Origin of the sequence: Niallia oryzisoli (assembly GCF_043641075.1) — a bacterium.
In the GTDB taxonomy this organism is placed as follows: Bacteria; Bacillota; Bacilli; order Bacillales; family Cytobacillaceae; genus Bacillus_BD; species Bacillus_BD oryzisoli_A.
In genome coordinates this window covers 495,414-519,140 of the sequence record NZ_JBHZRC010000001.1, presented here as the reverse complement: position 1 = coordinate 519,140, position 23,727 = coordinate 495,414, and the positions used below count along the sequence as shown (strand labels likewise).

Sequence of the window (23,727 nt, the reverse complement as noted above, 5' to 3'; positions counted from 1 at the left end):
AACATTATTTAAATAAGAGGAGATGGATTTATCCTTCTGATTATTTATAGGTATTTCTGTAAGAAAGACTTTATTAGTTCTGGTAAAAGGAGCCAGTTTTTACAACTGCCTCCTTTCCAATCTGTATAGATGATCGATTTACATGACGTTTTTATCATGCTCCTGTTCTGACTTCTCGTACCCATTTGCCCAGAAATCAGCATTCTTTATTCCGAATGTAGATGAATTAAATACTGGATCCTTTCCTTGCTTCAGCTGCTCTTCGTAATCTTTTAAAGCAATTGACGCTGGTTTAAATAAAAGTAGAATTGCAATTAAGTTAAGCCAAACCATAATTCCAAGTCCTATATCGCCCATTGCCCACGCAGTTGTTGCTGTTTTTATTGATCCATAGAAAATGGATCCGATAAGGATGAGTTTTAATGCAACAAAAGCTATTCCTCTGTATCTACCACGAACGAGATACGCAAGGTTTGTCTCTGCAATATAGTAATAGGCATAAATGGTTGTGAAGGCAAAGAAAAATAATGCAACAGCAATAAATCCTGGTCCGAAGCCTGGTAAGATGGTATCAACAGCTGCTTGCGTGAAACCAGGTCCTGGTTCAACGCCTTTAAGGCCTTCCGTTATCACTTTTCCTGTCTTTTCATTTATGACATTGTATTGATTTGTAAATAAAATCATCATGGCTGTTGATGTAACAACTAAAAATACATCTAAATAAATTGAAAATGCCTGTACAAGTCCTTGTTTTGCTGGATGGGAAACCTCAGCTGCCGCAGCAGGGTGGGCCCCTGTTCCTTGACCAGCTTCATTCGCATAAAGTCCACGTTTAACGCCCCACATAACTGCCGAGCCAATAATTCCGCCAAATATTTCTTCAGCTCCAAAAGCGCTTTTAAAAATAAGTCCGAAAACTTCTGGTATTTTATCAAAATTAATTACGACAATTGCAAGTGCAATTAACAGGTAGCCTAAAGCCATAAACGGAACAATAAATTCTGCTACTCTAGCAATACGTTTCACTCCGCCAAAAATAGTAAAACCGATAAGTGCGACTACCACTAAACCAGTAATGGTTTTGTCAATACCAAAGGCATTATAAACGCCTTCTGTAATGGCATTGGCCTGAATTCCCGGCATCAAAACAGCCATAGCAAGCAGTGTTGCAACTGCAAAAACGACGGCAAACCACTTCCAGCCAAGTCCCTTTTCTATGTAGTAGGCCGGGCCACCACGATAGACGCCATCTTGTTTTTCTTTATAGATTTGGGCCAGCGTGGACTCCACAAATGCCGAAGCTGCACCGACAAATGTGATGACCCACATCCAAAATACGGAACCTGGTCCTCCATATGCAATTCCAGTAGCCGTTCCAGCGATATTCCCTACACCAATACGGCCAGATAAAGAAATCGCCAATGCCTGAAATGAGGAGACCCCCGCATCGGAGCCCTTCCCTGAAGCAAGGAGTTTAACCATTTCCTTGATGTGCCGAATCTGCAAGAATCTGGTACGAAAGCTAAAATACAAACCGCATAAAACAATGAATGCAATCAATACTGGGCTCCACAACCATCCGTTCATAGTATTAACCATTTGATCAATCAATATTTTCCCCTCCAACACTATTGTTATATAACAGTTTACATTTTTTATTATAAAATATAACAGAGTGTTATAGCAATGAATTTTTTTGATATAATCAGAGTTTTTTAATATTTTTGCAAAAGAAAAAAAGCATCTTCTTGTAAGAAGATGCTTGAAAATAATTTCGAATTAAACTTACAGTTTATTAAAATATCAAGCCTAGCAGTAAATAAACAATTCCAGACAACATGGCAGAAATGGGAAGTGTAATCACCCAAGTAATGATCATTTGCTGAGCTGTATTCCATTTTACCCCTTTTAAGCTATGGGATGCACCAACCCCCATAATGGAAGATGAGATAACATGTGTGGTACTGACAGGAATATGTATATAGGTTGCCCCAAAAATGATCAATGCACTTGTTAAATCAGCAGCCACTCCATTAACTGGTCGAATTTTCATGATTTTTCCACCGACGGTTTTGATGATCCTCCAGCCTCCTATCGATGTTCCAATTCCCATTGCTGCAGCACAGGCGAATTGCACCCAAAAAGGGATATCATTTGAAGTTAGTTGTCCGTTGGCTATCAAAGCCATCGTAATAATTCCCATTGTTTTTTGGGCATCATTTGTCCCATGTGAAAACGACTGCAGAGCAGCCGTAAAGATTTGATACTTTCGAAACCTATTATTACTTTTTGCTAAATTATTATTTTTGAAAATTAGTTTAAAAATACTATAGATGATATAACCAAATACAAAGGCAATAATTGGTGAGAGAACAAGACCTTTAATAATAGAAAGAAATCCCTCATAATTTAATGAGGTAAAACCCGCAGCAGCTATAGCGGCACCTGCAATGGAACCAATAATAGCATGGGAGGAACTGCTCGGTATTCCAAAATACCAAGTAGTTAAGTTCCATATAATCGAAGCAATAAGTGCTGCTAGGATCACTACAGAGCCATTTGGTAATGAAAATGGATCAACAATATCACGAGTAATGGTTTTTGCAACACCAGTAAACGACAATGCACCGATAAAGTTCATCGATGCAGCAAGAATAATAGCATGCGGCGCTTTGATTGCTTTTGTAGAAACTGCCGTTGCAATTGCATTTGCAGTATCATGAAATCCATTAATAACATCAAATATCAAAGCAAACATGACCACTAAAATCGTTATTATAACTATACTATTCATATAAAAAATCTCCTTATTTGTTAGTCCGTCGATAGCTTTAAGTTTTGGAGATATGAAACATAATACTATTATGATATATTATATACTTTATTTTTATTTGCTTATTCAATAAGCTAAGATATAGTGAAACTCCCCATTATTTTCAATGAAAATCTAAGAAATTAAAAATTATACGGTACCTATATCACCCGCATTACTTCTATTATACAACTTATTCCTTATTTTAGGATAATAAAAAGGAGTAAAAAGTGATAGTAATCTACCAAACTCTTTACTCCTTTTTATGATGAATAGGTACATACATAGTATTCTGCTTGCGTTTTTCCTTCATTGTCATTACTCCAGCTAAGCCAATTATCGAGAAAATTACTGGTGTAATGAAGCTATAGTAATATCCAGCACTTATACTGTCTGATACAGATTGAAAATAATCTAATACATTTCCAAAAATGCTTGGAAGCAGTACTGCACTTAGAAATCCTCCTGTATTTGCAAAACCAGAGGTAATACCTGATTCCTTCATCGGAAATGACTGACGAACTGCTGCAAAGGTCAACGCATTTGCCCCGTATGCAAGCCCCATAATAAAGAAAAGGATAGGCAGAAAAAACAAAGGCGGATTCCCATGAAACATAAGAAAGACAGACCAACCAACCAAAGAAAGAATATGAACCACTATATAGGGACGTTTGATCATGTCAAACCTGTTTGAAATCCACCCGGCAAGAGGCGCACCAATGAGCGCACCAATCAGTCCAATCAAAATGAGCTGACTAGCAGTTATACGTGTCATTCCATACATATTCATCCCAAAGGGCACTGCCCATGAACCGATAAATCCTACGTACGTTCCGACAAGACCAAAGTGACATAAGAATAATGACCAAGCCTGTCGATTCACAAAGATCCTCCGCAGTAAGACCCATGTTTTCTCCCGATGTTTCACCGTTCTTTTATCTGCTGGTTCTTCGGGAAAGATTTTTTTGGGCTTTTTTAAAAGGATAAAATAAAGGAGAATTCCACATAAACATAATAGTATTCCCATCGATAAAAACGCTGTCCTCCAGCCAAGTAAATCAATTAATAAAGTGAAAGGCACTGTCGCCAGTAGAAATCCAAGGCTTCCAGTCATGGCAGCCACACCAATTAGTTGAGTAAATTCCTTTGTCTTAAACCATTGGCTTAAAATAAGAACCATATTTACCCAAATGGCTGCATCTCCTAGCCCCGACAAGATCCTCGCAAATAATAGGTGAAATTCATCATTTCCTAAACTATAGATAATCGTCCCCAGACCTGTCAGGCCTGCACCGATAATGAGAAAAATATTGGGACCAAAACGGTCAGCGAGTATTCCCATGGGAATTTGCAAACCAGTATAGACAAAAAATTGCATACTCGTCAGCAGTCCAATTGTTGCTGCAGTGACATGAAAATCGCTCATCAATTGGTCTGTAATCAATCCCGGTGCTGTTCGTTGACTAGATATTAATAAGTAGGTAAACAAGACAAACGTAAAGACAACCCATCGATATCGGCTATTTTGTTTTTCCAATGTGATCTTCCCCTATAAGCTTTTACTTATATATATGGGTTTTTATAACAGGAGAAACCAGATATCGAAAAGTATTCTTTTATCATTCTGAACTTTCATTCGCTATATATGATTAATTCAAGTTTTTCGCTTTCTGTAGCAGTTGAGGCCATTGTTGAAGGAAATCCTGTGGTGCTAATGGAGGACTATAGAGATACCCCTGGACATTAGTACACTGTTTCTTTCGCAAAATATTCTTTTGCTCCTCAGTTTCTACTCCCTCTGCAATCACATCAAGCTGTAAATGCTGTGCCATTGAAATGATGGTCGAGACAATTGTATCGTCCTGATTATTCTCCCCGAGATCTTTGATAAACGATTTGTCAATTTTAAGCCGGTCAATTGGAAGGTGTTTTAAATAATGAAGGGAACTATACCCCGTACCAAAATCATCAATGGCAATTTTACAGCCTAATTTTTTGAGATCCTGCAAGGTTTTTGATGCATGTTCCATATTCATCATCATGCTTTCCGTAATCTCGAGTTCCAAATCCTTAGACGGTATTCCAGTTTCAAGTAGAATTTCTTTCACCGTATCGATTAAGTCCTGCGAATAAAATTGGCGAGAAGACAGGTTCACTGCAATGGTAAGGGATGAAAGACCATAAACGTGCCACTCTTTTAATTGTTTGCATGCAGTGCGAAGCACCCATTCGCCAATCGGGATAATAAGTCCAGTGTTTTCAGCCATTGGGATGAATTGCACTGGAGAAATGGGTCCGTATTTTGGATGATACCAACGAAGGAGAGCCTCCAAGCCTTGAATTTCACCAGTTAAAATATCAAACTGTGGCTGATAGACCAGATGAAGCTCGTTTTTTTGCAAAGCATAATGTAAATCGTTCTCCAGTACTAGGCGATCCAATGCTTTGCCATCCATCGATGACTTATACATTTGATATGGGATATGTTGCTGAGATGCTTCCATCAGCGCTATATTCGCGTGTTTCAAAAGCTCGTCCCCATCATTTCCATGATTCGGATATAAAGAACCACCTATTGTTACAGACACGTTTAGAAGGAGATGCTTTACTTGCATTGGTTTGTTAATTTGTTCTTGAACTATTTTGCAAAACGCGGCCAACTCTTCTTGATCCAAATTTGGATAAATGATGGCAAATTCATCCCCCGTTAAACGTCCGACAAACACATGGGATGGGACCTGTTCCTTCAGCCTGCTTGCAACATATTGTAGGATTAAATCACCAAAGGCATGTCCTAGCGCTTCATTAATTTGTTTAAACCGATTAATATCAAGTATCAGTACAGCAAATGAATGATGTATAAGCATGTCCTTTGCCAGTTTTTCTTTTAAAAAACGAAGATTAGGAAGCTTTGTTAATTCATCATGAAATGCCATATACTCGATTCTTTCTTGAACCTCCTTCTGCATTGAAATATCGCGAAAGACAATAATTGAACCCGTCACAATTCCTTCTTCAAATAACGGGCTTGTAGCATAGGAAACAGGGAATAGATGTCCGTCCTTTCTTAAGAACCAATCCTCTGATATTCTGAATACCTGCCCCATTTTCATGGAGTTTGAAGTGGGACATTCCTCATATGGAAAGGTGGTTCCATCCTTCCTACGATGGATGAGATCATGAAGATTTTGATTGAGACACTCTTCTTCCAGCCACCCCAGTAGCTGTTCCGCCTCTGGATTCATAAAGGTTAATCTTCCCTCTGTATCGATAACAACCATACCTTCACCCATATGAGTAGTAATCGATTGAAGGAACGCTTCGCTTTGCCTGATATGCTCTTCTGCCTTTTTTTGATTTTCTTTCATGATCGTGAAATTCGTAACCAGTTCTCCGATTTCATCATTGCTAGTTATTTCAATGACTTCTTCAGTGTAGTCCCCGCGTGCAATCAGCTTCGCCTGATGGGCTACTTGTAAGATAGGTTTCGTCAATTTCTTTGAAAACCATAGTATGACAATCACACCAGCGAACAGCGAGATACCGAGAGTAATTAACAAGATGTATAGTACTCGATATGCTCCTGCGTTAAAATCCGGTAAATAGGCTCCGGCACAAATAATCCAGTTCCAATATGGATCTTTTTCCGCATAGGTTATTTTTGGTACATGCACATTTTGATTATTAGGTAATGGCCATTCATATGTAACAAATCCACCGCCATTATTAGCTGCCTTCACGATTTCCTGTGTAGAATAAACACCGTCTGTTGTCTTTATATCCCAGACATTCTGCCCTTCAAAATCAGGGTGTGCGAGTTCAACCCCTGCAGAATTGATAATAAAGATAAAGCTGTGTTTTCCTAATTTAAGAAGTGGATTGGTGGGACGTTTCCCGTTAGTATCCTTTTTGCCTAATAACGCAACTTTGACCTCTTCCTGTGCTTCCTCCAATGAGACCTTGCCTGCTTTTACTTGCTTATCAAGCGCTCCTATCATTTCGATTGTCAATCGAACATCTGTCTGAAGGCCTTGAGCCCCAAGACGATTCAAACTACTTGTGGAGGACTTATAACCTATAATACCTATTAATAGACTGGGTATAGCAAGAAATAGTAAGGACATCAAAATTAGTTTTGTACGTATAGACATTCTCAAAAAAACTCTCCCCTTGATTGTCTAATTGTTCATTATGCTATACTTAAATAGTACAATAGAAGTGTGAACAATAACACAAATAATTCCGGTATTTTCCTTATTATCTTATAATGTTTCATTTAGCGGATGAATATGATTGATTATTAACAAAACGTTCATTTTTTAAATGAAGAGCCAAAGGGACGGGTACCTTGGACCTGATTTAAACTGGTCCAAGGTACCCGTCCCTTTGGTACTTTTTATCATTATTTATTAATATATTGAAGAAAATACATATTCTCTTCATCTTGGATTGTTAGATTCTTAGGAATCCGTATCAAGATCATGGTTTCATTATGTTCAATTGGTTCAAAAAGTGTAGTTCCACCACCAATAAATTGTGTAATAGTAAATTCATTTTTTATCATAGAAACGTTTATTTCTTGTTGATTGTCAGGAGGATTGATTTCAAGTTGGTCGTTCATGATGGAAAATGTAGGTGCTTTTATTTGGTTTGTAAAATCGGCTCCACTAATATATAGGCCACTAGTATATGCGTATACATCAATCACGCCATCATCCAGTTCTTTTTTGTCAATAAAAATCCTTGGGTTGAAATATTCATTTATCCTTACTTGTATACTGGGTTGATGATAGTCAAAACTACTATGCTTAATCAAAGATTCCCGAGGAATCTCAGCATATCTTCCAGAATTTAATTGCTTTTCTAGATCCTTTACATTTTTGCTGATGTTTTCTTCAGAGACAATTTTCTTTACACCAGTAGAATCACCCATAACAAAAGCTGCAGTTGCTGCTGATATACATAGAACAATAAAGTAAGTAAGGAGAAGCCGATATGTGAATTTTAATGTGACAGGTTTCTTCCCTTTTATCACGATTGCGGCAATAATCAAAATTAAGAAAAAAACGATTGCAGCGGGGAGAATGGTCAACATCATTTCCTTACCTCCATTCGATTAAGGATACTAATCGAAGCGGCGAAGAACAGAACTGTTGATATCAAGGTCTTTACCACAAAAAGGGAAAAGGATGACTCTTGAAAGTAGAATGAAAGAATTTTCATTGCAATCGGTTCCCGTCCCATCATGCCATCCAATAGCATGGAGCCAACAAATAAAACCGGTATTACAGCAATAAAAAGCTTGCTTATTTGGGCAAGAGCTCCGATGAAGTAGCCGATTGAACAAATAAAGATAATGTATAAAACTGTTGCAATGTTACCAATCAAAAAGTCACGAACGTGAAAGGGCTGGCTGTAATAATCTAAAAGCTGAAAGTCTAGGAAGAAGTAACCAATTATAATCAGAAGACCTTTTGCCATCACAGCTGTTACTCCACCGATGACACTAGCAGTACATAAATAGAGAATATTCGAAAGGCTGCTCGTTACCCGATTCGTCACAAAGCTGAAATCATAATATCTATATGGTTTCGTTGTAATTGTAATTGCTGTCACAAGTCCCCAAATCATCGTAAAGGCAATCACCATATCAGCAGAAAAATATTTGATCGAAACGGACATTCCATCGCTTTGAAATCCCTGTGAGGCAACCCCGCCTAAAGAAAAAAGAATGGCCAACAGCTGAATCCAAACAAGCGAGCTGAATGCGTCAAAATTAGCTTTCAGCTTTAAAATATATTGCTGCTTTACAACTTTTGACGTATTAACGGTCGATAAAGACATCATCAATCCCCCTTTTGGTTTCACCGGTAAGGTAGACACAAAGATCACTAGGGCTGACAGAAGTAATTTCTATTTCATTCTCTTTAGCAAGCTGCAGCTCTTGTTCTGAAAACTCATTTCGTACAACAGCATACAGCGTATTCGTGCCAATCTGATTTTTATAATAGACTTCTCTGTCTTTCGTCCAGTTTAAAATCGTTTCCTCCGCACCTTTTAATCCTATTGCCTGTTCCTTTAATTCTTCTATTGGTAAATGCAGGTGGTTTTTCCCATCCTTTATCAGGAGAACATCCTCAAGCAGATTCTCTAATTCTTCCAAATGGTGACTTGAAATAATAATGGTGCGTGGATAGGTTAAATAGTCCTTTAATAAGGCTCGATAGAAATCCCTTCGAGCTGCAGCATCCATCCCTGTAGTTGGTTCATCAAAAATCGTTAGGGGTGCACGTGATGCGAGGCCTATAATGGCATTAAAGGTACTTGTTTTACCTTTTGAAAGTCTGTTGTGATAATGCTTTGGATCAAATGAAAAATAATGAAACAAACGGTTGGCAAATGTCATATCCCAATTCGGATACAAACTTCCGGCAGCCTGAAGAATTTCATGAAGCTGTAATGGTGAAGGAAAGCTCATCTGATCATCGACGAAAATCGTATTAGCAGATACTAGTAAACTATTAAATGGTTTCTCCGAAAAGACATTTATTTCCCCTGACGTTTGTTTGATATAACCAGCCAAAATTTTTAGTAAAGTTGTTTTCCCAACACCATTCTTTCCGATTAATCCGGTGATTGTATTTTCTTCAATAGAAAAAGTGAGCTGATTTAATACCTTTTTTCTTAGATAGCTCTTCGTTAAATTGTTACATTCAATAACCTTCATGCCTCTCCCCCCCAGACTGTGAAGCCTTTATCATGTCAATTAATTCCGTTTCCCCGATTTTCAGTCGTCTCGCTTCAAGTACTACTTCTTCAATTAATCGCTTTAACGTTTGGTTTTTGCGCTTCTGAATGATTCGTTCTTTTGCATTCTCGGAAACAAACATGCCCAGCCCCCTTTTCTTATAAAGGATATTCTCGTCAGCAAGAAGATTCAGTCCCTTTGCAGCGGTTGCAGGATTAATGGTATACATTTCAGCCAATTGGTATTGGGAGTAGACCTTTTCATCTGTTTGAAAATGACCGTTCATTATTTCCGTTTCCAGCCATTCGGCGATTTGCATATAAATAGGCTTTGTACCATCTGTATTTAAAATTGCCATCGCCCCCCTGATTAGTACATTACTGTTGTAATGTACTATACAATATGTTGGATAATTTTTCAAGGTTCTAGGTGGTGAGCTTAATAAAGTCATGAAAAAAACTTAATACAAAAAAAAGTCCCCATTCGTTATGACAGGCACTTTTTTTGTTCTTTACGTTAATTAATTAACCTTACAATCATTTAACATCTTACATACTTACGCTTGAAACCAAGCTTCCCTCTATCTATATCCTTTTGAATAGTTTCGGCAGCATGCAGGATGCTGATTTTTTTCTTGTCCCGCTTCATTTCAACTGGACCTACAGCTTTAGCGGTTTCAACCGCCTTTTCATGGAGAGGTATATATGAAATGGCAACAGTATACATAAAATTATTCATAGCAGATTTGGTTCGTTCAGGAGACTCATGTATCGTATTTTTTACCTGATCCAGCATACCGGCCAACTTAGCCGTACTAAATTCGCTATCAGGGCGATTCCCCAATAGCCAGCAATAGCAACTCCAGCCTGCTGACATTCTAAGCTCTTCACCGCTTGCAATCCATTTGTCGGCAACTTCTTGAGCAATCTCAGTTTCTGCCAATGTTACTGCAACCACATAATCGGAAAGCATATAAAAATACGCTCCATCTATCCATCGTTCGAAATCCGCTTCAGTCATTGCCATTGGGTCTGCTATGATGCCGGCAAAATACATGGCATCGTAGTTTCCGGTTGCGTATAGCTCCTCGGCTAAAGGCTGGTTATTTTTAATTTTCTTTGAGAGCGGCTTCATCGCGCCTGTCGCCACACCATAAAGCGGCTCATGTGCACCATTACTTATGTACGTTTTTTTTGTTCGTTCCTTACCGAGCGCTTCTAGGCCCTGCATCACCATTTCCAATTCCATCATGCTCACTTCCTTCCTCAAAACCTATCACAAATAATCATAACAGGTTCTAATCATAAGAGAAACCATGACAAAAAGGCAAAATCCCTGTTTCATTTTTAGTGATTCAAACGAAGAGACTTTGGTATTAATTTTAAATAATAAATAACTGTTTAATGATATTGAAACCAGACAAACCAACCTTTTTCTTTACTTTTAGCTAAGAATAATTGACCTTGGGAATTATAGGATTTGAACGGTGCTAAAAGTGAGTATTTTCTAATACAACAACATTTTCATTCATGGTTCTACCTATTTGTTTCGTGAATTCAACTACTTGGATGATTTCTTTACAGCATTGCTTTGCACCTAATACTAACAATGGCACACCAATAGGATCAATTTTAAAGCGCCTTGAAAATAAGCCTCCCATTGTCATAGCAAATGGGACTGTAGGCGAGGTATTAGAAAAAATAATTTTTTCCTGATTATTATATTTTATTTGCAGCAGCATACTAAGCTGCTCTAAAGCAGGAATAACTAGTTTATTTCTTTTTCTACCAATCGTATAAACAGAGTTTCCATCCTCATCTATTCCATGGAATAATATTTTACCAAAATCAGCGTTTGTTAATTTGTTAAAATAATCTACATTTAATATTTCTTCCTTGGTTAGCTTTCGATCATAAGGTAATTTATGTAAATGATATGCTGCAGCAAGTGCAGTGCTATGTGTTCCAGCGAAATCATTATAAATATAAATCATCATTTCATCCTCTTTGGCCTAATAGTTTTAATATTATTTCCAGAACTCATTTATTTTATAGTGAAAGACTAAATAAAGTAGAGGGGAATTTAAAGTAATAATACTACACATAAAGCAACCGTACCTAAAGCAATCATTACTAATCCAATTATAGACCCAATAAAAGTCAGGTTTGAAAATTGAAATATATCTAACATATCTTCTTCAATGCTTTTATAAATACTTTCATCAGGATTAGTTTGTTTGGCTGAATTAGCCCCTACTCTTAGTTTCATTTTATATCGTTGGATTAGTCTATAAGTAAACTGAGGTAATCCTAGAAAAATCAATGCAATAATCCAAAGGGAAATGGGAACTAGTAACCAGATCATATAAGCCACCTTGTTTTATGTGTTGTTTGTATTGAGTAAAATTCATCGACGTATTCCTTCTTACATTGTTGAAACCTATGTATTATCTTTAAGAACTTTTTGAAAGATATTTTCTTCATCCTTGTGTAGGTTTTCTATTTTCTTTCCTTTTAAAATTTCATTAAGTTTACTTTGAGTAATTGGTTTAGCGTCATCTGATAATTCATATCCAAACTCTCCGTTAGACTCTATGGTTCCAATTTTGACATCAGATATAAAAGAGATTCCATGTTGACGTAATCGCATTTCTAACTGTTCCTTTGTTATTCTGAGTTTTACTAAATTATCCTCAATGATCCTTCCTTCGTTGATAACAATGGTTGCCTTGCCAATTAAATAGTTTTCTAAAAAGTTGAATTTTAATTGAAGCCTCTGAACGATAATTAAAAAGAGGACATATGCAGACAACACAACGATTACCTGCCAAAACTTATACTCCTTAATGGCATGGCCCATCGTAGTTCCGACAGCTAAAATAATGACGGTTTCTAAACCAGTCATTTGTGCCACCGTTTTCTTTCCTGCAATCCTTATTAAAACAACACTATACGTAAGTAATATAAAAGCTTCTACTATAAAGTTACTCATAATCAAACAGTCACCTTATTTAGAATCCATATCCCCATTAATAGATTACCTTGTGGTGCTTGGTGTTCAGGCAAAACTATTATGGAGTAATTGGTTAAAGATAGAAAAGACCGGGCAATATCCATCCAATGTACAATTTTCATCATATTAATTACTCCAGCCTTTTTCCTTTACATATTTGCGCCGTCTACGATTGCGAAAGGCTATAATGGTGGTCTTTAAAGAAGCGTAGCTTCCGATTGCTGCATAACCATAAAACCACCCCATAAAAACACCAGCTATCAAGTTATGCCTGTGGCTAATAAAAATTGAAATGATTAGTCCTATTAAAAGAGCTATGGTTGGTATGAACTTTTTATTAACTTTTAGTAATACTTTAATAAGCTGTGTAAGAATCATCACAATAGGGACAGCAATCACTGCATCCCAAAAGTTTGTATGTATCGTAGGAAAATCCATTCATTATTACCCCTTATGTATATTGGTCTCTTGTCATGTATACTTTTTATCATCTATTATTATTTCTATTCTTTGTCTTTTTTATAGATGATTGAATAATATTCTAAACAATTTTAAGACCAAAAAGAAAAGGCTTCCAAAATGGAAGCCCAAATATGAACTCTTACATTAATACTATTAATGTAACTGAATTTACACATAATTTTCTATGGATCAATTAAGCATGATGGTTGATTTTCAATATTCTTTTACACAACTATAATTTGTTGTTATTTATTATCTATTTTTTTAGACCCTTTCGGCCCTTTAACCAGTGTAAATAATGTGATTACAAAACAAATCAGTAAAATAATATTTATACCCCAACCGAAACTATCAATATGCAGCATGCCTATGCCTCCTCAGATATGTTTTGTTCACTTTAGCATATTTTATGTGCAAATTGGTTATTTTCAACAAAAGTAGATAAAATATTACAATTTTTCTATAACTTTTTACAGTTGAATGATGCTGAATTATCACCTATTACCGTTTAATAGGGTTATAAATATTATAAATACTATTTACATATAACAATTAATTAGCTACGATTCTAGTAGTTAATTCCAAGAAAGGCTGGTATAGGATGCTTCTTGATTTAGACCCATCATTATTATTTATATTAATTGTTTTTGGATTTTTAGCAGCGTTTATTGATTCGGTTGTTGGCGGCGGCGGGCTAATCACATTGCCTGCTTTATTATTTACTGGGCTTAATCCTGCAGGAGCTGTAGCTACCAACAAGCTAGCGTCTACAATAGGCTCATTAACGAGCACACTTATGTTTTATCGTTCTGGAAAAATTGATATTAAATCAGTGTATAAGTTATTTCCTCTCTCATTTATCGGGTCGATGCTTGGTGCCTGGACTGTTCATTTAATGAACCCTAATGTACTAAAGCCATTGATGCTGGTCATGCTCGCCGGAGTTGCCATTTATACTATTTTTAAGAAAGATTGGGGCAGCATTTCAACCCCCAAAAGCTTATCCATCCGTCACTACATCCTTTTTATGGCTGCCATTTTTGCTATAGGCTTTTATGATGGATTTCTTGGTCCTGGAACAGGATCCTTTTTAATTTTTTCGTTTTTATTGATTGGATTTGATTTCTTAAAGGCTGCTGGGAACGCAAAGTTTCTAAACTTTGGCAGTAATATTGCAGGCTTGTTGATGTTTATGTTTTTAGGACAAGTAAATTACACGTATGGATTAATAATGGGAATCGCCCAGCTTGTAGGTGCAATCTGTGGTTCTAAATTTGCAATAAAAAGAGGAAGCAGCTATGTACGTGCCCTTTTTATTGCAGTAACCTGCATATTGTTAGCAAAAAATATTTATGATTATATGTTTTAATAAATAAAAAACTGTGTTTCCTTGAAGGTGCACAGTTTTTTTTATTATTTAGGATCATTCTTTCGACGGAACCAAAATAAATCTTCTTAACTATATTACAAATTACACATAATACAATGTATCAATACAATTTCACCAATTGTTTACTAAAACAATTTTACCAATTGCTTTTTTCGATTCATAATATTCATGTGCTTCAGCAATTTCGTCAAAGCTAAACCTTCTTTGATCAATCAATGGTTTAAGCTTACCCTCCTCGATAACAGGAGTGACTTTTTTCAATATCTCCCCATTGATGTGGCGGAATTCTTCATGAAGGACAGGTAACTCTATGAAAACGACATGGAAATTCAATGCTTTTAGTAGGAATGGAGCTAAATTATAATTTTGACTTACAGCAATAGCTACTACGGTTCCATATAAGGAGGCTGCCTCAATCGAGCGCTCTAAATTTTCACGATCTACAGTATCAAAAATATATTTAAACCCTTTTCCATCCGTATACATATTCACATAGTCCCTTACAGCTGTTTCTTTATAATTGATAACGATATCAGCTCCAAGCTTTTCTGCGATGTGTGCTTTTTCTAGTGTAGATACTGTTGTATACACCTTTGCACCTGCCCATTTTGCCAGTTGAACGGCTAGGTGCCCTACTCCTCCTGTACCGCCATGAATCAGAATCTCATCTCCAGCTTGAATTTTTGCCCGATTAAATAGAGCTTCCCATGCTGTGATCGAAATAGCTGGCAGGGCAGCTGCTTCTGCAAACGATAAATTTCTGGGTTTATGGGCTAGCGATCTAGCATCTGCCAGCATATATTCTGCTAATGCACCTCCCGTACCTATCACACCACCTGCAAAACCATATACCTCATCACCAAGCTTAAACTCAGTAACGCCCTCTCCCACTTCGGTTACAATACCGGATACATCTCCATGTAAAACAGCTGGAAACTCAGGAGCAAATTTAGCAAACACTCCGCTGCGTATTTTTGTATCAATTGGATTCAAGCTTGTGGCTTTTACCCTAATTAAAACATGCATTGGTTTCACTTCAGGAATTGAAATATCAGCTAATTGAAATACAGATGTATCCCCAAACGAACGTATCACATGTGCCTTCAAAAGAATCACTCCTCAAAAATTCAAAATAATAAGTATATTAATTTAATACTACATTTATTTTGGCAAAATGAAAATAATATGTTTTATGATTCGATTGAAATGTTTTTTTGAGGTTAAAGCACTTTATACAGCGACTAAAGGTGCAAACGTTGGCTTTACACGCGCATTGGCAAATAATCTTTGTGATTCATTCAATTTATCTTTATTCGATAATAGATTCTCATGATTGTAAGAACAAAGCCTGTTATAAAAACGATTGTCAATAAGATCATCGCAGCTGGGTATAGACCGAACGCATTCAAAATGGTCGAGCTATTATTCTCGAGTGTCGGAACAATAAAGAATAACCAACCAATCCCCACAACCGGTATCAACTGTGGAATTAATCGAAGGTAGAATCTCCAGGCAGGATACCTTTTTCGTTTTTCTGACCATTTTTTACTTCTCGACATTCCTCTTATTCCTAAAAATAAGTAGATCAATGTGATAAAACCAAGTGACAGATCAATTAATTTAGATGTTGGTGTTTTCACTTCGGGTGCTTGTCCCTCTGTTAATTGTATAATTCCCGAGCTAATCGCATAGGCATGTTCATATGTTGTAGTGAAGCTATTGAGTAAAACAGCAACTGCATAGCCGCTGCTCGGAACGATATCCTGCTGAGATTGGAAAGTGGACAAGGATCCACTATGAGAAATACGAGCTGGTCTACTATTTGGAGAACTAAACGACCAGCCAAGCCCATATTTTTCACTTCCCGGTTGTGGTGAATACGACTCTTTTAGTAACGCTTGTGATAACAACGGTTTTCCATTATCGTTTTCCCCCCTGCTTGTATGCATAGATAGCCAATTTCCCATATCACTGGCTGTAGTAAGAATACTCCCCGAGCCACTAAACATTTGTTCAAGCTCTGTCCACGGCATTGCCGTTCCGTATAACGTAACATACCCTTGAGGTATTCCTAATTTATTTACAATGTCACCTGAGTTAACTGCTGATATGGAGTCGTTCATTCCAAGTGGTAAAAATACATTCTGCTTTAAATAATAATTAAATTCCATCCCGCTTATTTGTTCTACTAAATAAGCCAGAGTCCAGTAGTTTGCATTACTATAATAATATTTTTCTCCTGGATCTGATTGTAGCTTCCACTCACGAAAACGTTCTATTACGCCTTCCTTTAACGTATTCGCCGGAGCTACAATAATCGGATTTGGCAGCCCAGACGTGTGGCTCAAGAGTTGACGAACAGTCACTTGATTCCACCTTCCATCATCAAGTTTTAGCTCTGGGAGATAATTTACAACAGGGTCATCTAGGTTGATTTTTCCTTTATCGACCAATTGTAATACAGCAAAAGCAGTAAATGGCTTCGTTCCAGAAGCAAGACCCATTTTAGACGTTGCTGTTAGTGGTTTCCCGTCAGAATCATGGCCAAATCCTTTTTTATATAGAACGTTTCCATCCTTAACGATCACGATGGCTGCTCCAGGGAGTCCATTTTTTTCAATATAATCCTCAACATAATCCTCAACAGCCGCTGTATTAAAGGATTCAGCAGCGAGGGATATTAAGGGTATATTCCAAAACTGTACGAAAAATATACTTGTTAGAAAAAAAATAAAACCTATTTTTTTATACATTACCGATTCTCCTTTCTTCATAAAGTTAAAGATTGATTTATTCATTCAATCCTGTTCCATTTGTTACAATAAGTATTTTATTTATGTTTGTTTATTAATATGGGAATAAAGAAAAATAATATTAATTAACATCAACAAAATGATGAATAGTATGCATCCTGTTCTTTTTTAATCCCCTTAATAATATAAAGAAAGACTAATATAATGCGAAATCACATTGACAATATTAATCTTTGAATTTAATGTAGTCATTGATTTCAATTTTCACATTTAAAATGACGAGATTGTTGGTGGTAAAAAATGCAAGAAAATGTTGACATCCAAAGAAAGCATAGAATTACTATAAACCTTGGCTTTATGAAAAAGGACATGGTATTCACCCTCTCCTTTTTGTTAGCTTTGGCGAGCTGTTTTGTGCAAATGCCAAGGCTAGAATACATTAATCTAAATGTTATGGTTAGTTTGTTTAACCTAATGATTGCAATCAAGGCGTTGGAAGAGTTGAAGGTGCTAGACAAGTTTGCTATTTCCATATTAAATAAAAGCAAGAACAGCCGAACGGTGTCATCCATTCTCATCATCCTTTGCTTTGTTAGCTCCATGTTCGTAACAAATGACGTGGCTTTGCTTACGTTTGTTCCGTTGACGGTAATTATTAATAAGAAGACTGGTATTTCATTAGGTGAGACAATTATTCTCCAGACGATTGCTGCTAATATCGGGAGCAGCTTAACACCAATGGGAAATCCGCAAAATCTGTTTCTCTTCTCTCATTATGCTATTAAACCCCTGGACTTTTTTGTAACTGTTTTATTCATTTCTGCTGTTGGCATAGGAATGTTAATTCTTTTTACATTGAAACTACCGAAAAGTGAATTAGAGGTAGAGCTTCCTACTATTAAAATAGCTAATCGGAAAGAAGCATGGATATGGGCCATCTTATTAGCTGTGATAATTGCATCCATTTTTGGCCTCATCAGTCATGCTCTATCTTTTTTTCTTACTGTGATGTCTGCGATTATATTAAATAGACAATTATTATTGAAAATCGATTATATGCTGCTTGTCACATTTATTAGCTTTTTTATTTTGATCGGAAACCTTTCAAGCCTGCAAGCCGTACATACTGTAGTTAGCGCGGGGCTTGAGGATAGCACCTCTGTGTTTTTTAGTTCTATTGTTCTAAGCCAGTTAGTTAGCAATGTTCCGGCATCTATTCTTCTAGCGAACTTTACCGCCGATTGGCAGCCGCTCTTGTTAGGCGTAAATGTTGGTGGACTTGGAACCATTATTGCTTCGTTAGCTAGTGTTATATCCTATAAGTTATTTATTCAGACTAAGCCGCAAGAATCAAAGAAATACTTGGTTAAATTTAGCATTTATAATATCGCGTTTTTAATCATCCTTGCCGGATTTCAGTTTGCTATATTTTTAATTTGATGAGGGAACATGAGTTATCTACACCTTTTTAGGTACGCGGTCAGAACGAGACTGCTGAGCAAAGTTTTAAACGAAGCACAGATTGGAGTAAAAAGCTAGGAGATTTTACAGAAGGTCTGTCAGAAGGCAGCCCTAATTCTGACAGACTTAAGATTTTTAGGTAGGTATGTGAAAAATGACTTTTATTCTTTATCTTAAAGTAAAAACCAAGAAAGTGAATCAAGTAGTTTACTTCTTCTTTTTTACTTTCTCCTTAGCTTTACTTTTATTTTCTGCAACCCTAAATTTTACTATTTGTGTAATTAATTCATAAGGGATGGGGGTTTCAATCGGAAATTGAATGGCACCTTTTGAGGTTTTATATCCCGATAATTCCTGTTTAAAGGTATCGATTCCACTAGGAGTTGGATAGAAGCCAATATGGTTAGGATATGCAGCAAAATGAACCAAATTTCCCTCTAATACAAAAGTAGGCATTCGATAACTTATTTTTTCCGTAGCAGTCGGTGCGGACTCCTTGATAACTTTTCTTAATCTTTGGAGTATCTCTTGAATCTCTTTAGGATATTGTAAGATATATTCATCAATCGATTTAGGTATATTATTTTTTTCCAAAGTTTACCACCTTATATCATAATGTTTCATTCAATATTAAATCATTTCATAATTACAAGTAAACATCCCTTTTCATATAAAATTTACTATGTACGTTATGTGAATGCAATTGTGCACTCGCATTCATTAATAGTAACAAGATTATAAAAAAATCTTCTTCAGGAAGGACAGAAGTGCAACCTCCATCTTGCAGCTAATTCATTTGATAATAGTTCTTTTCCGCTTCAATGAACTGTTGGGTATACTGATTAAATGCTTGAATAATCTCCCCCATCTCCTGGGTGCGTTCATTTATCTTGTTAATCTGTTCATTAAGGCTTTCCAAGTTAATGTTTTCTTTTTCAAAATGTTGATAAAATGTATTCTGTAATTTTAAGTTTTCATAATAGTGTTCAAAATAGCTGCCAATTAATTTTTTTCGTTCATTCATAATGGTAAGTAGCAATGTTGCTTGGTTCTTTTGATCATCGTCTTTAATCTTATTAATATTTTTCTCAATCTTTAAAGTCGTTGCATAAGCTTTTTGGTAGTTTTCTTTTGCGTCCTTTACTAACAGCTGCTGTTGTTCCGTGTATGTATAGCTTTCTTCAATCTTTTGCTTAATGCTGTCCTTATCATTGATGTTTAGATTAATCAATTCAATGTATATCAACCGCGCATTTTCTCTAAGTTCATTAAGTTCCGTTTGGTTAGTAGCAAAATCCTTTTCAAACGTTGCAGCTTCCTCTATTATTTTTTGTATTTTGGCAGCCTGTTTTTGATCTGACTGACATCCATTCAGAGTGAAAATTAAACCTATCATGATGGCAAGCGCAACCGCCATTAGTAATCGTTTTTTCAAGTATCGTACCCCCTACAATTAAAATGAAACTATTTTACAGAGCTACATTGTCCTTCACAAGAAAATGTCAATGGTGGCATATCGTTAGTCAGTATTTTCGTTTCATAGCCTTGTTCCTTTATATAGGATAGTAGTTTGGGCAAATACTTTATGGTTTCATTCGTATCATGAAGAAGGACTACTGGAGACACACCTGATTGTTCCATACTTTGAATACCACTAATGGTTTGTTGAACATATTGTTCATTTCTGTATTTCCAGTCAAAGCTATCTACATTCCAGTCCCAAACCTTAAAGTTATTTTGGTCAAGTACATAACGCATAGCCTCTGATAAATAGGGGAAGCTACCATAAGGAAGGCGGATTAGTTCCGTACGTATTCCTGTCACGTCTTCTAGTATCCCCTGATTCTCTATCATTTCTTTTGTTGGAGCAGATTCATTACTATAAATTTTCTTTACATCATGTGTAATGCCATGTAATCCAAGTGCGAATCCATCCTTTTGCATACGTTTTACTACTTCTGGATATTCTTTTATATTTGGACCAATCATAAAAAACGTTGCTCTCATTTGATAATCTTCTAAAATATCCAATAATTCTTGTGTAACATTCGTTGGTCCATCGTCAAAGGTAAGAAAAATGGCCTTTTCCAGTTGGTCCAGCTTCATTTGTTTGGCCACTTCTATCTTTCTAGCAGCTTCTATTTTTTTGTTTTCCTTTTCAATAATCGATTGGCTTAAAGTAGAATTAGCAAAAGCTGCTACAGGCTCAGTTGAAAAAGATATCATTTCAAACATATCTTTTCTATTAGTGTCATTTTCATTTTCTGCTTTTTTTTCATCTTTACCAAACAGTCCTGATAATAGGACAACCATAATGGTTAAAAGAACAGTAACAGCAATTTTACCTCTAGAGTTTAATCGCCTGCGCCTAGGCACTTTTTAACCCCCCATTACTAGAAATTAATATTTCTACAAATTTAATGATACATCAACAAATTTTGCAATAAAGGCATCGATAATTCGTCCTGCTTTTTCTAAGCAATTTATTCCTAATGCTTACTCTATATATTCAAACATTATCATTATGACAAACTATCGATTTAAGTTCAAATTACAAAATTACTAAATTCTAGGTAGCATTCCACAATTTTCAAAAATATGATAACCTGACCGAATGGAATTTGAATAAAAAAAGCAGAAAATATGCAAGTGAATAACTTTGCATATTTTCTGCTTTTTTTATGGCTTGAGATGTTAATCGATAGCTTTCATAGTGATGATCATGTTACTTATCCATCTTACCATAATGTTAAATAGATTAAAAAACACATTTTAACAATTTGAATGGTATCTTAGTCAATAAATAAGTAATCAAGGAAGAATTTATTTTTTCCAGGTGTTATTGCGAGGACCGTTTATTTCCCTCTGATCGAAATCGTCGATTAGTAGGTTTATTATCTTTTCGACTCAATTGGCTATTAATTCCTTTATGAATTGCTTTTATTAAAAGAAATGCGGCAAAGAATAATAGAAACCCCCATAAACCAATTACGGCATCGTCAAATTCCATATTCCCTCGCCCTGTTATTTGCTGCTGGATCTCGATGGCAAATACAATGACAACCATGACTGTAAAGGTATATACAAATGAAATCGCCGTTATTCCATACTTTGAAAGGTATTTAAAGAATAGATGGGTGCCGCCAAAGATGCAAATTCCAATTATTCCCATAATCCATAGATGCAAATCTTTATCAGTTAAATCTAAGCCTGCAAACTCCATTAGATTAAGAATAATATCATGCATTGTGTTAATGATCTCTGCTAGGATTAATATAATCTCCTTCATCTATCATTCCCCATTTTCTTCTTTAGTTTAATTATATATTAATAGTAACAGACTGTATTTTAACATCAATCGCACTCGAGGATGAATTATACTCCAATTTACTACTAATCCTGACAAACTTTGGAACATCGGAGACTATCATTTGAAAAAGTGAAAATCTCGAAGATAAGATTCCTATTTAGCCTGATGATTCTCTGAATGACTGGCAATGGGTTCTATTGCCTTACTGTCCTTTTCAGGGATAACAACTGTAGTGTGTGTGTTGCCTCGGTTGACTAAATCAGTTAGAAGTTTGGATATATCGATACCAGTTAATTCCTTCAACGGTTCCTTAATGTTCAACATGGTAGCTCCAATGCTTTTTCCATATGAAGCAATTCCTTCCCCGTTGCCTGTATCCACGATTTTAACAGACTCAATATTTTTCAATGGGCTCGCCACTTCTTTTGCAAATTGTGGTAACATGTCGATTAATTTTTCGATAATGACCACTTCTCCATGCTGAGCGATGGCTTCTGCTAATAGACGTTTAGCCTCAGCTTCAGCCAACCCTTTTTGTCTTATAACTTCTGCTTCAGACAGACCTTGCTCTCGTTTAATTTTTGCCTCTGCAAATCCCTGCTCTTCTTTAATTTTCGCCTGTGCTTGACCATCAATTTCTGCTTTTCTTGCTTCTGCTTCGGCCCTTTTTGTTGTTTCATAATAGTCAGCATCTGCTTTTGCTTTACGAATTTTCGCTTGTTCTTCCTCTAATTTTACCTGGCGTTCACGTTCAAGCTGTTGAATTCGTAACTCCTCTTCCTTCTTTTGTGCTAATAATTTTAGACTCTCTTCTTGTACTTCTTTAGATAAACGGGTTTTTTCTAATTCATATGATTGCTCAGCTTTTGCTCGAGCCCTTTCTGTTTCCTCTTTAATAGCTGCGTCCTTAAGATCCTTAATTTTATTGGATTCTGCGATTTCTGTTTGACGCTTAATTTCTTCCTCTTGAGCCTCTTTATTTGCATTAGCTTTATAGATACGTATTTCTTTGTCACTATTCGCTTCAGCGGTCTCGGCAGTTTTCCGTGCTTCTGCAATAAGCGGTCGACCTAGGTTTTCTAAATATCCATTGTTGGGGTCAGCATCCCGTAAATCCGTTAACCCTAATGAAGTGATTTTGAATCCCATCTCATCTAATTGCTTTTGAGCTACCTCTGTCACTTGATTATTAAACGCTTCTCGGTCTGCATTAATGGCCTCCACAGACATTTTGGATAATATGGCTCGGAGGTTTGCTCCCAATACCTCAGAGATTTCTTCTTCAATTTCTTCTTGTTTCTTTCCTAGAAATTGTTCAGCGTAGATTGCTATTCCTTTCAAGGTTCCTGCCACAGTAACGGTTGCTACTGCATCCGCAATAATGGGTACCCCACCGTTTGTATAGACCTTCGGAGTAGTCATCTTCAATTGAAACGATGTTAAATCAACAGGTGTAGAGGTTTGATTCATCTTTAATAAATGTCCACCGCCACGAATAATCTTTATCGCACGGCCTTCTTCATCGGTGAATATATTTTGTTCTTTAAATGGGTCGCCTAGCTTTGGACCTGTAATAATTAAAGCCTGGTTCGATTTAGCCGCTCGATACCTAAATTTATAGGTAAGGAACCCAATCACTGCTGCAATTCCTAATAACACAAGAAATGGTAGAATAAAAATAATAGCTTTTAACATCTCATCCCCTCTTTCCCCTTAGTATTTAAAATACATATTAATATGTACGATTGATTTGCGAATATGTTTCAATATTCACACAAT

23 protein-coding genes are annotated in these 23,727 nt (G+C 36.2%); 2 read left to right on the top strand and 21 right to left on the bottom strand.

What is annotated here, in order from left to right:
- Window positions 1-138: 138 nt before the first annotated feature.
- The 14 genes from ACHUFV_RS02750 to ACHUFV_RS02685 form a co-directional block, all read right to left on the bottom strand.
- A complete protein-coding gene (locus ACHUFV_RS02750; protein ID WP_394233356.1) occupies window positions 139-1,599 on the bottom strand; it encodes an alanine/glycine:cation symporter family protein in 1,461 nt (486 codons plus the stop codon).
- 196 nt (window positions 1,600-1,795) lie between these two features.
- Window positions 1,796-2,794 (bottom strand): inorganic phosphate transporter, encoded by a 999-nt coding sequence (locus ACHUFV_RS02745; RefSeq protein WP_394232076.1) that lies wholly within the window; start codon window positions 2,792-2,794, stop codon window positions 1,796-1,798.
- A gap of 271 nt (window positions 2,795-3,065) precedes the next feature.
- Entirely contained in the window at window positions 3,066-4,349 is a 1,284-nt protein-coding gene (locus ACHUFV_RS02740) for an MFS transporter (RefSeq protein ID WP_394232075.1), read from the bottom strand.
- Window positions 4,350-4,461: 112 nt separating this feature from the next.
- Window positions 4,462-6,864 (bottom strand): EAL domain-containing protein, encoded by a 2,403-nt coding sequence (locus ACHUFV_RS02735; protein ID WP_394232074.1) that lies wholly within the window; start codon window positions 6,862-6,864, stop codon window positions 4,462-4,464.
- A 350-nt stretch (window positions 6,865-7,214) separates the two neighbouring features.
- The gene (locus ACHUFV_RS02730) at window positions 7,215-7,910 is read right to left on the bottom strand and encodes a hypothetical protein (protein WP_394232073.1); all 696 of its coding nucleotides are present in this window, start codon (window positions 7,908-7,910) and stop codon (window positions 7,215-7,217) included.
- Entirely contained in the window at window positions 7,907-8,656 is a 750-nt protein-coding gene (locus ACHUFV_RS02725) for a hypothetical protein (RefSeq protein ID WP_394232072.1), read from the bottom strand. The genes ACHUFV_RS02730 and ACHUFV_RS02725 overlap by 4 nt, the downstream gene beginning before the upstream one ends.
- A complete protein-coding gene (locus tag ACHUFV_RS02720; protein ID WP_394232071.1) occupies window positions 8,637-9,539 on the bottom strand; it encodes an ATP-binding cassette domain-containing protein in 903 nt (300 codons plus the stop codon). The genes ACHUFV_RS02725 and ACHUFV_RS02720 overlap by 20 nt, the downstream gene beginning before the upstream one ends.
- Complete coding sequence (locus tag ACHUFV_RS02715) at window positions 9,526-9,918, bottom strand: GntR family transcriptional regulator (RefSeq protein ID WP_394232070.1); 393 nt, start codon at window positions 9,916-9,918, stop codon at window positions 9,526-9,528. Before ACHUFV_RS02715 ends, ACHUFV_RS02720 begins: the two co-directional genes overlap by 14 nt.
- Before the next feature lie 182 nt (window positions 9,919-10,100).
- Entirely contained in the window at window positions 10,101-10,808 is a 708-nt protein-coding gene (locus ACHUFV_RS02710; protein WP_394232069.1) for a DNA alkylation repair protein, read from the bottom strand.
- 241 nt (window positions 10,809-11,049) lie between these two features.
- On the bottom strand, window positions 11,050-11,553 hold the full coding sequence (locus ACHUFV_RS02705; protein WP_394232068.1) for a DUF3189 family protein: 504 nt from the start codon (window positions 11,551-11,553) through the stop codon (window positions 11,050-11,052).
- An 89-nt stretch (window positions 11,554-11,642) separates the two neighbouring features.
- Entirely contained in the window at window positions 11,643-11,924 is a 282-nt protein-coding gene (locus tag ACHUFV_RS02700; protein ID WP_394232067.1) for a hypothetical protein, read from the bottom strand.
- A gap of 75 nt (window positions 11,925-11,999) precedes the next feature.
- Window positions 12,000-12,551: a DUF421 domain-containing protein gene (locus tag ACHUFV_RS02695; protein WP_394232066.1), complete on the bottom strand. Its 552-nt coding sequence runs from the start codon at window positions 12,549-12,551 to the stop codon at window positions 12,000-12,002.
- Window positions 12,552-12,553: 2 nt separating this feature from the next.
- Complete coding sequence (locus ACHUFV_RS02690) at window positions 12,554-12,697, bottom strand: hypothetical protein (protein ID WP_394232065.1); 144 nt, start codon at window positions 12,695-12,697, stop codon at window positions 12,554-12,556.
- Window position 12,698: 1 nt separating this feature from the next.
- On the bottom strand, window positions 12,699-13,010 hold the full coding sequence (locus ACHUFV_RS02685; protein ID WP_394232064.1) for a hypothetical protein: 312 nt from the start codon (window positions 13,008-13,010) through the stop codon (window positions 12,699-12,701).
- Window positions 13,011-13,635: 625 nt separating this feature from the next.
- Between ACHUFV_RS02685 and ACHUFV_RS02680 the strand changes: the two genes are divergently transcribed.
- Window positions 13,636-14,403: a TSUP family transporter gene (locus ACHUFV_RS02680; protein ID WP_394232063.1), complete on the top strand. Its 768-nt coding sequence runs from the start codon at window positions 13,636-13,638 to the stop codon at window positions 14,401-14,403.
- A gap of 132 nt (window positions 14,404-14,535) precedes the next feature.
- On the opposite strand, the gene ACHUFV_RS02675 is transcribed toward ACHUFV_RS02680, so the two are convergent.
- Both ACHUFV_RS02675 and ACHUFV_RS02670 read right to left on the bottom strand, forming a co-directional pair.
- Complete coding sequence (locus tag ACHUFV_RS02675; protein ID WP_394232062.1) at window positions 14,536-15,531, bottom strand: zinc-dependent alcohol dehydrogenase family protein; 996 nt, start codon at window positions 15,529-15,531, stop codon at window positions 14,536-14,538.
- Between the two features lie 191 nt (window positions 15,532-15,722).
- Complete coding sequence (locus tag ACHUFV_RS02670; protein ID WP_394232061.1) at window positions 15,723-17,177, bottom strand: serine hydrolase domain-containing protein; 1,455 nt, start codon at window positions 17,175-17,177, stop codon at window positions 15,723-15,725.
- 300 nt (window positions 17,178-17,477) lie between these two features.
- Here ACHUFV_RS02670 and ACHUFV_RS02665 point away from each other — a divergent pair, with 300 nt between their 5' ends.
- Window positions 17,478-18,617 carry an SLC13 family permease gene (locus tag ACHUFV_RS02665; protein WP_394232060.1) on the top strand — a complete coding sequence of 380 codons (1,140 nt, stop codon included), beginning with the start codon at window positions 17,478-17,480 and terminating at the stop codon, window positions 18,615-18,617.
- A gap of 228 nt (window positions 18,618-18,845) precedes the next feature.
- Here ACHUFV_RS02665 and ACHUFV_RS02660 read toward each other — a convergent pair whose 3' ends face one another.
- From ACHUFV_RS02660 to ACHUFV_RS02640, 5 genes are all read right to left on the bottom strand, one after another.
- The gene (locus ACHUFV_RS02660; protein WP_394232059.1) at window positions 18,846-19,232 is read right to left on the bottom strand and encodes an iron chaperone; all 387 of its coding nucleotides are present in this window, start codon (window positions 19,230-19,232) and stop codon (window positions 18,846-18,848) included.
- A 193-nt stretch (window positions 19,233-19,425) separates the two neighbouring features.
- On the bottom strand, window positions 19,426-20,073 hold the full coding sequence (locus ACHUFV_RS02655) for a YkyA family protein (protein ID WP_394232058.1): 648 nt from the start codon (window positions 20,071-20,073) through the stop codon (window positions 19,426-19,428).
- A gap of 29 nt (window positions 20,074-20,102) precedes the next feature.
- On the bottom strand, window positions 20,103-21,014 hold the full coding sequence (locus tag ACHUFV_RS02650; RefSeq protein ID WP_394232057.1) for a polysaccharide deacetylase family protein: 912 nt from the start codon (window positions 21,012-21,014) through the stop codon (window positions 20,103-20,105).
- Window positions 21,015-21,477: 463 nt separating this feature from the next.
- Entirely contained in the window at window positions 21,478-21,927 is a 450-nt protein-coding gene (locus ACHUFV_RS02645; protein ID WP_394232056.1) for a hypothetical protein, read from the bottom strand.
- A gap of 174 nt (window positions 21,928-22,101) precedes the next feature.
- Entirely contained in the window at window positions 22,102-23,643 is a 1,542-nt protein-coding gene (locus ACHUFV_RS02640; protein ID WP_394232055.1) for a flotillin family protein, read from the bottom strand.
- Window positions 23,644-23,727: the final 84 nt, after the last annotated feature.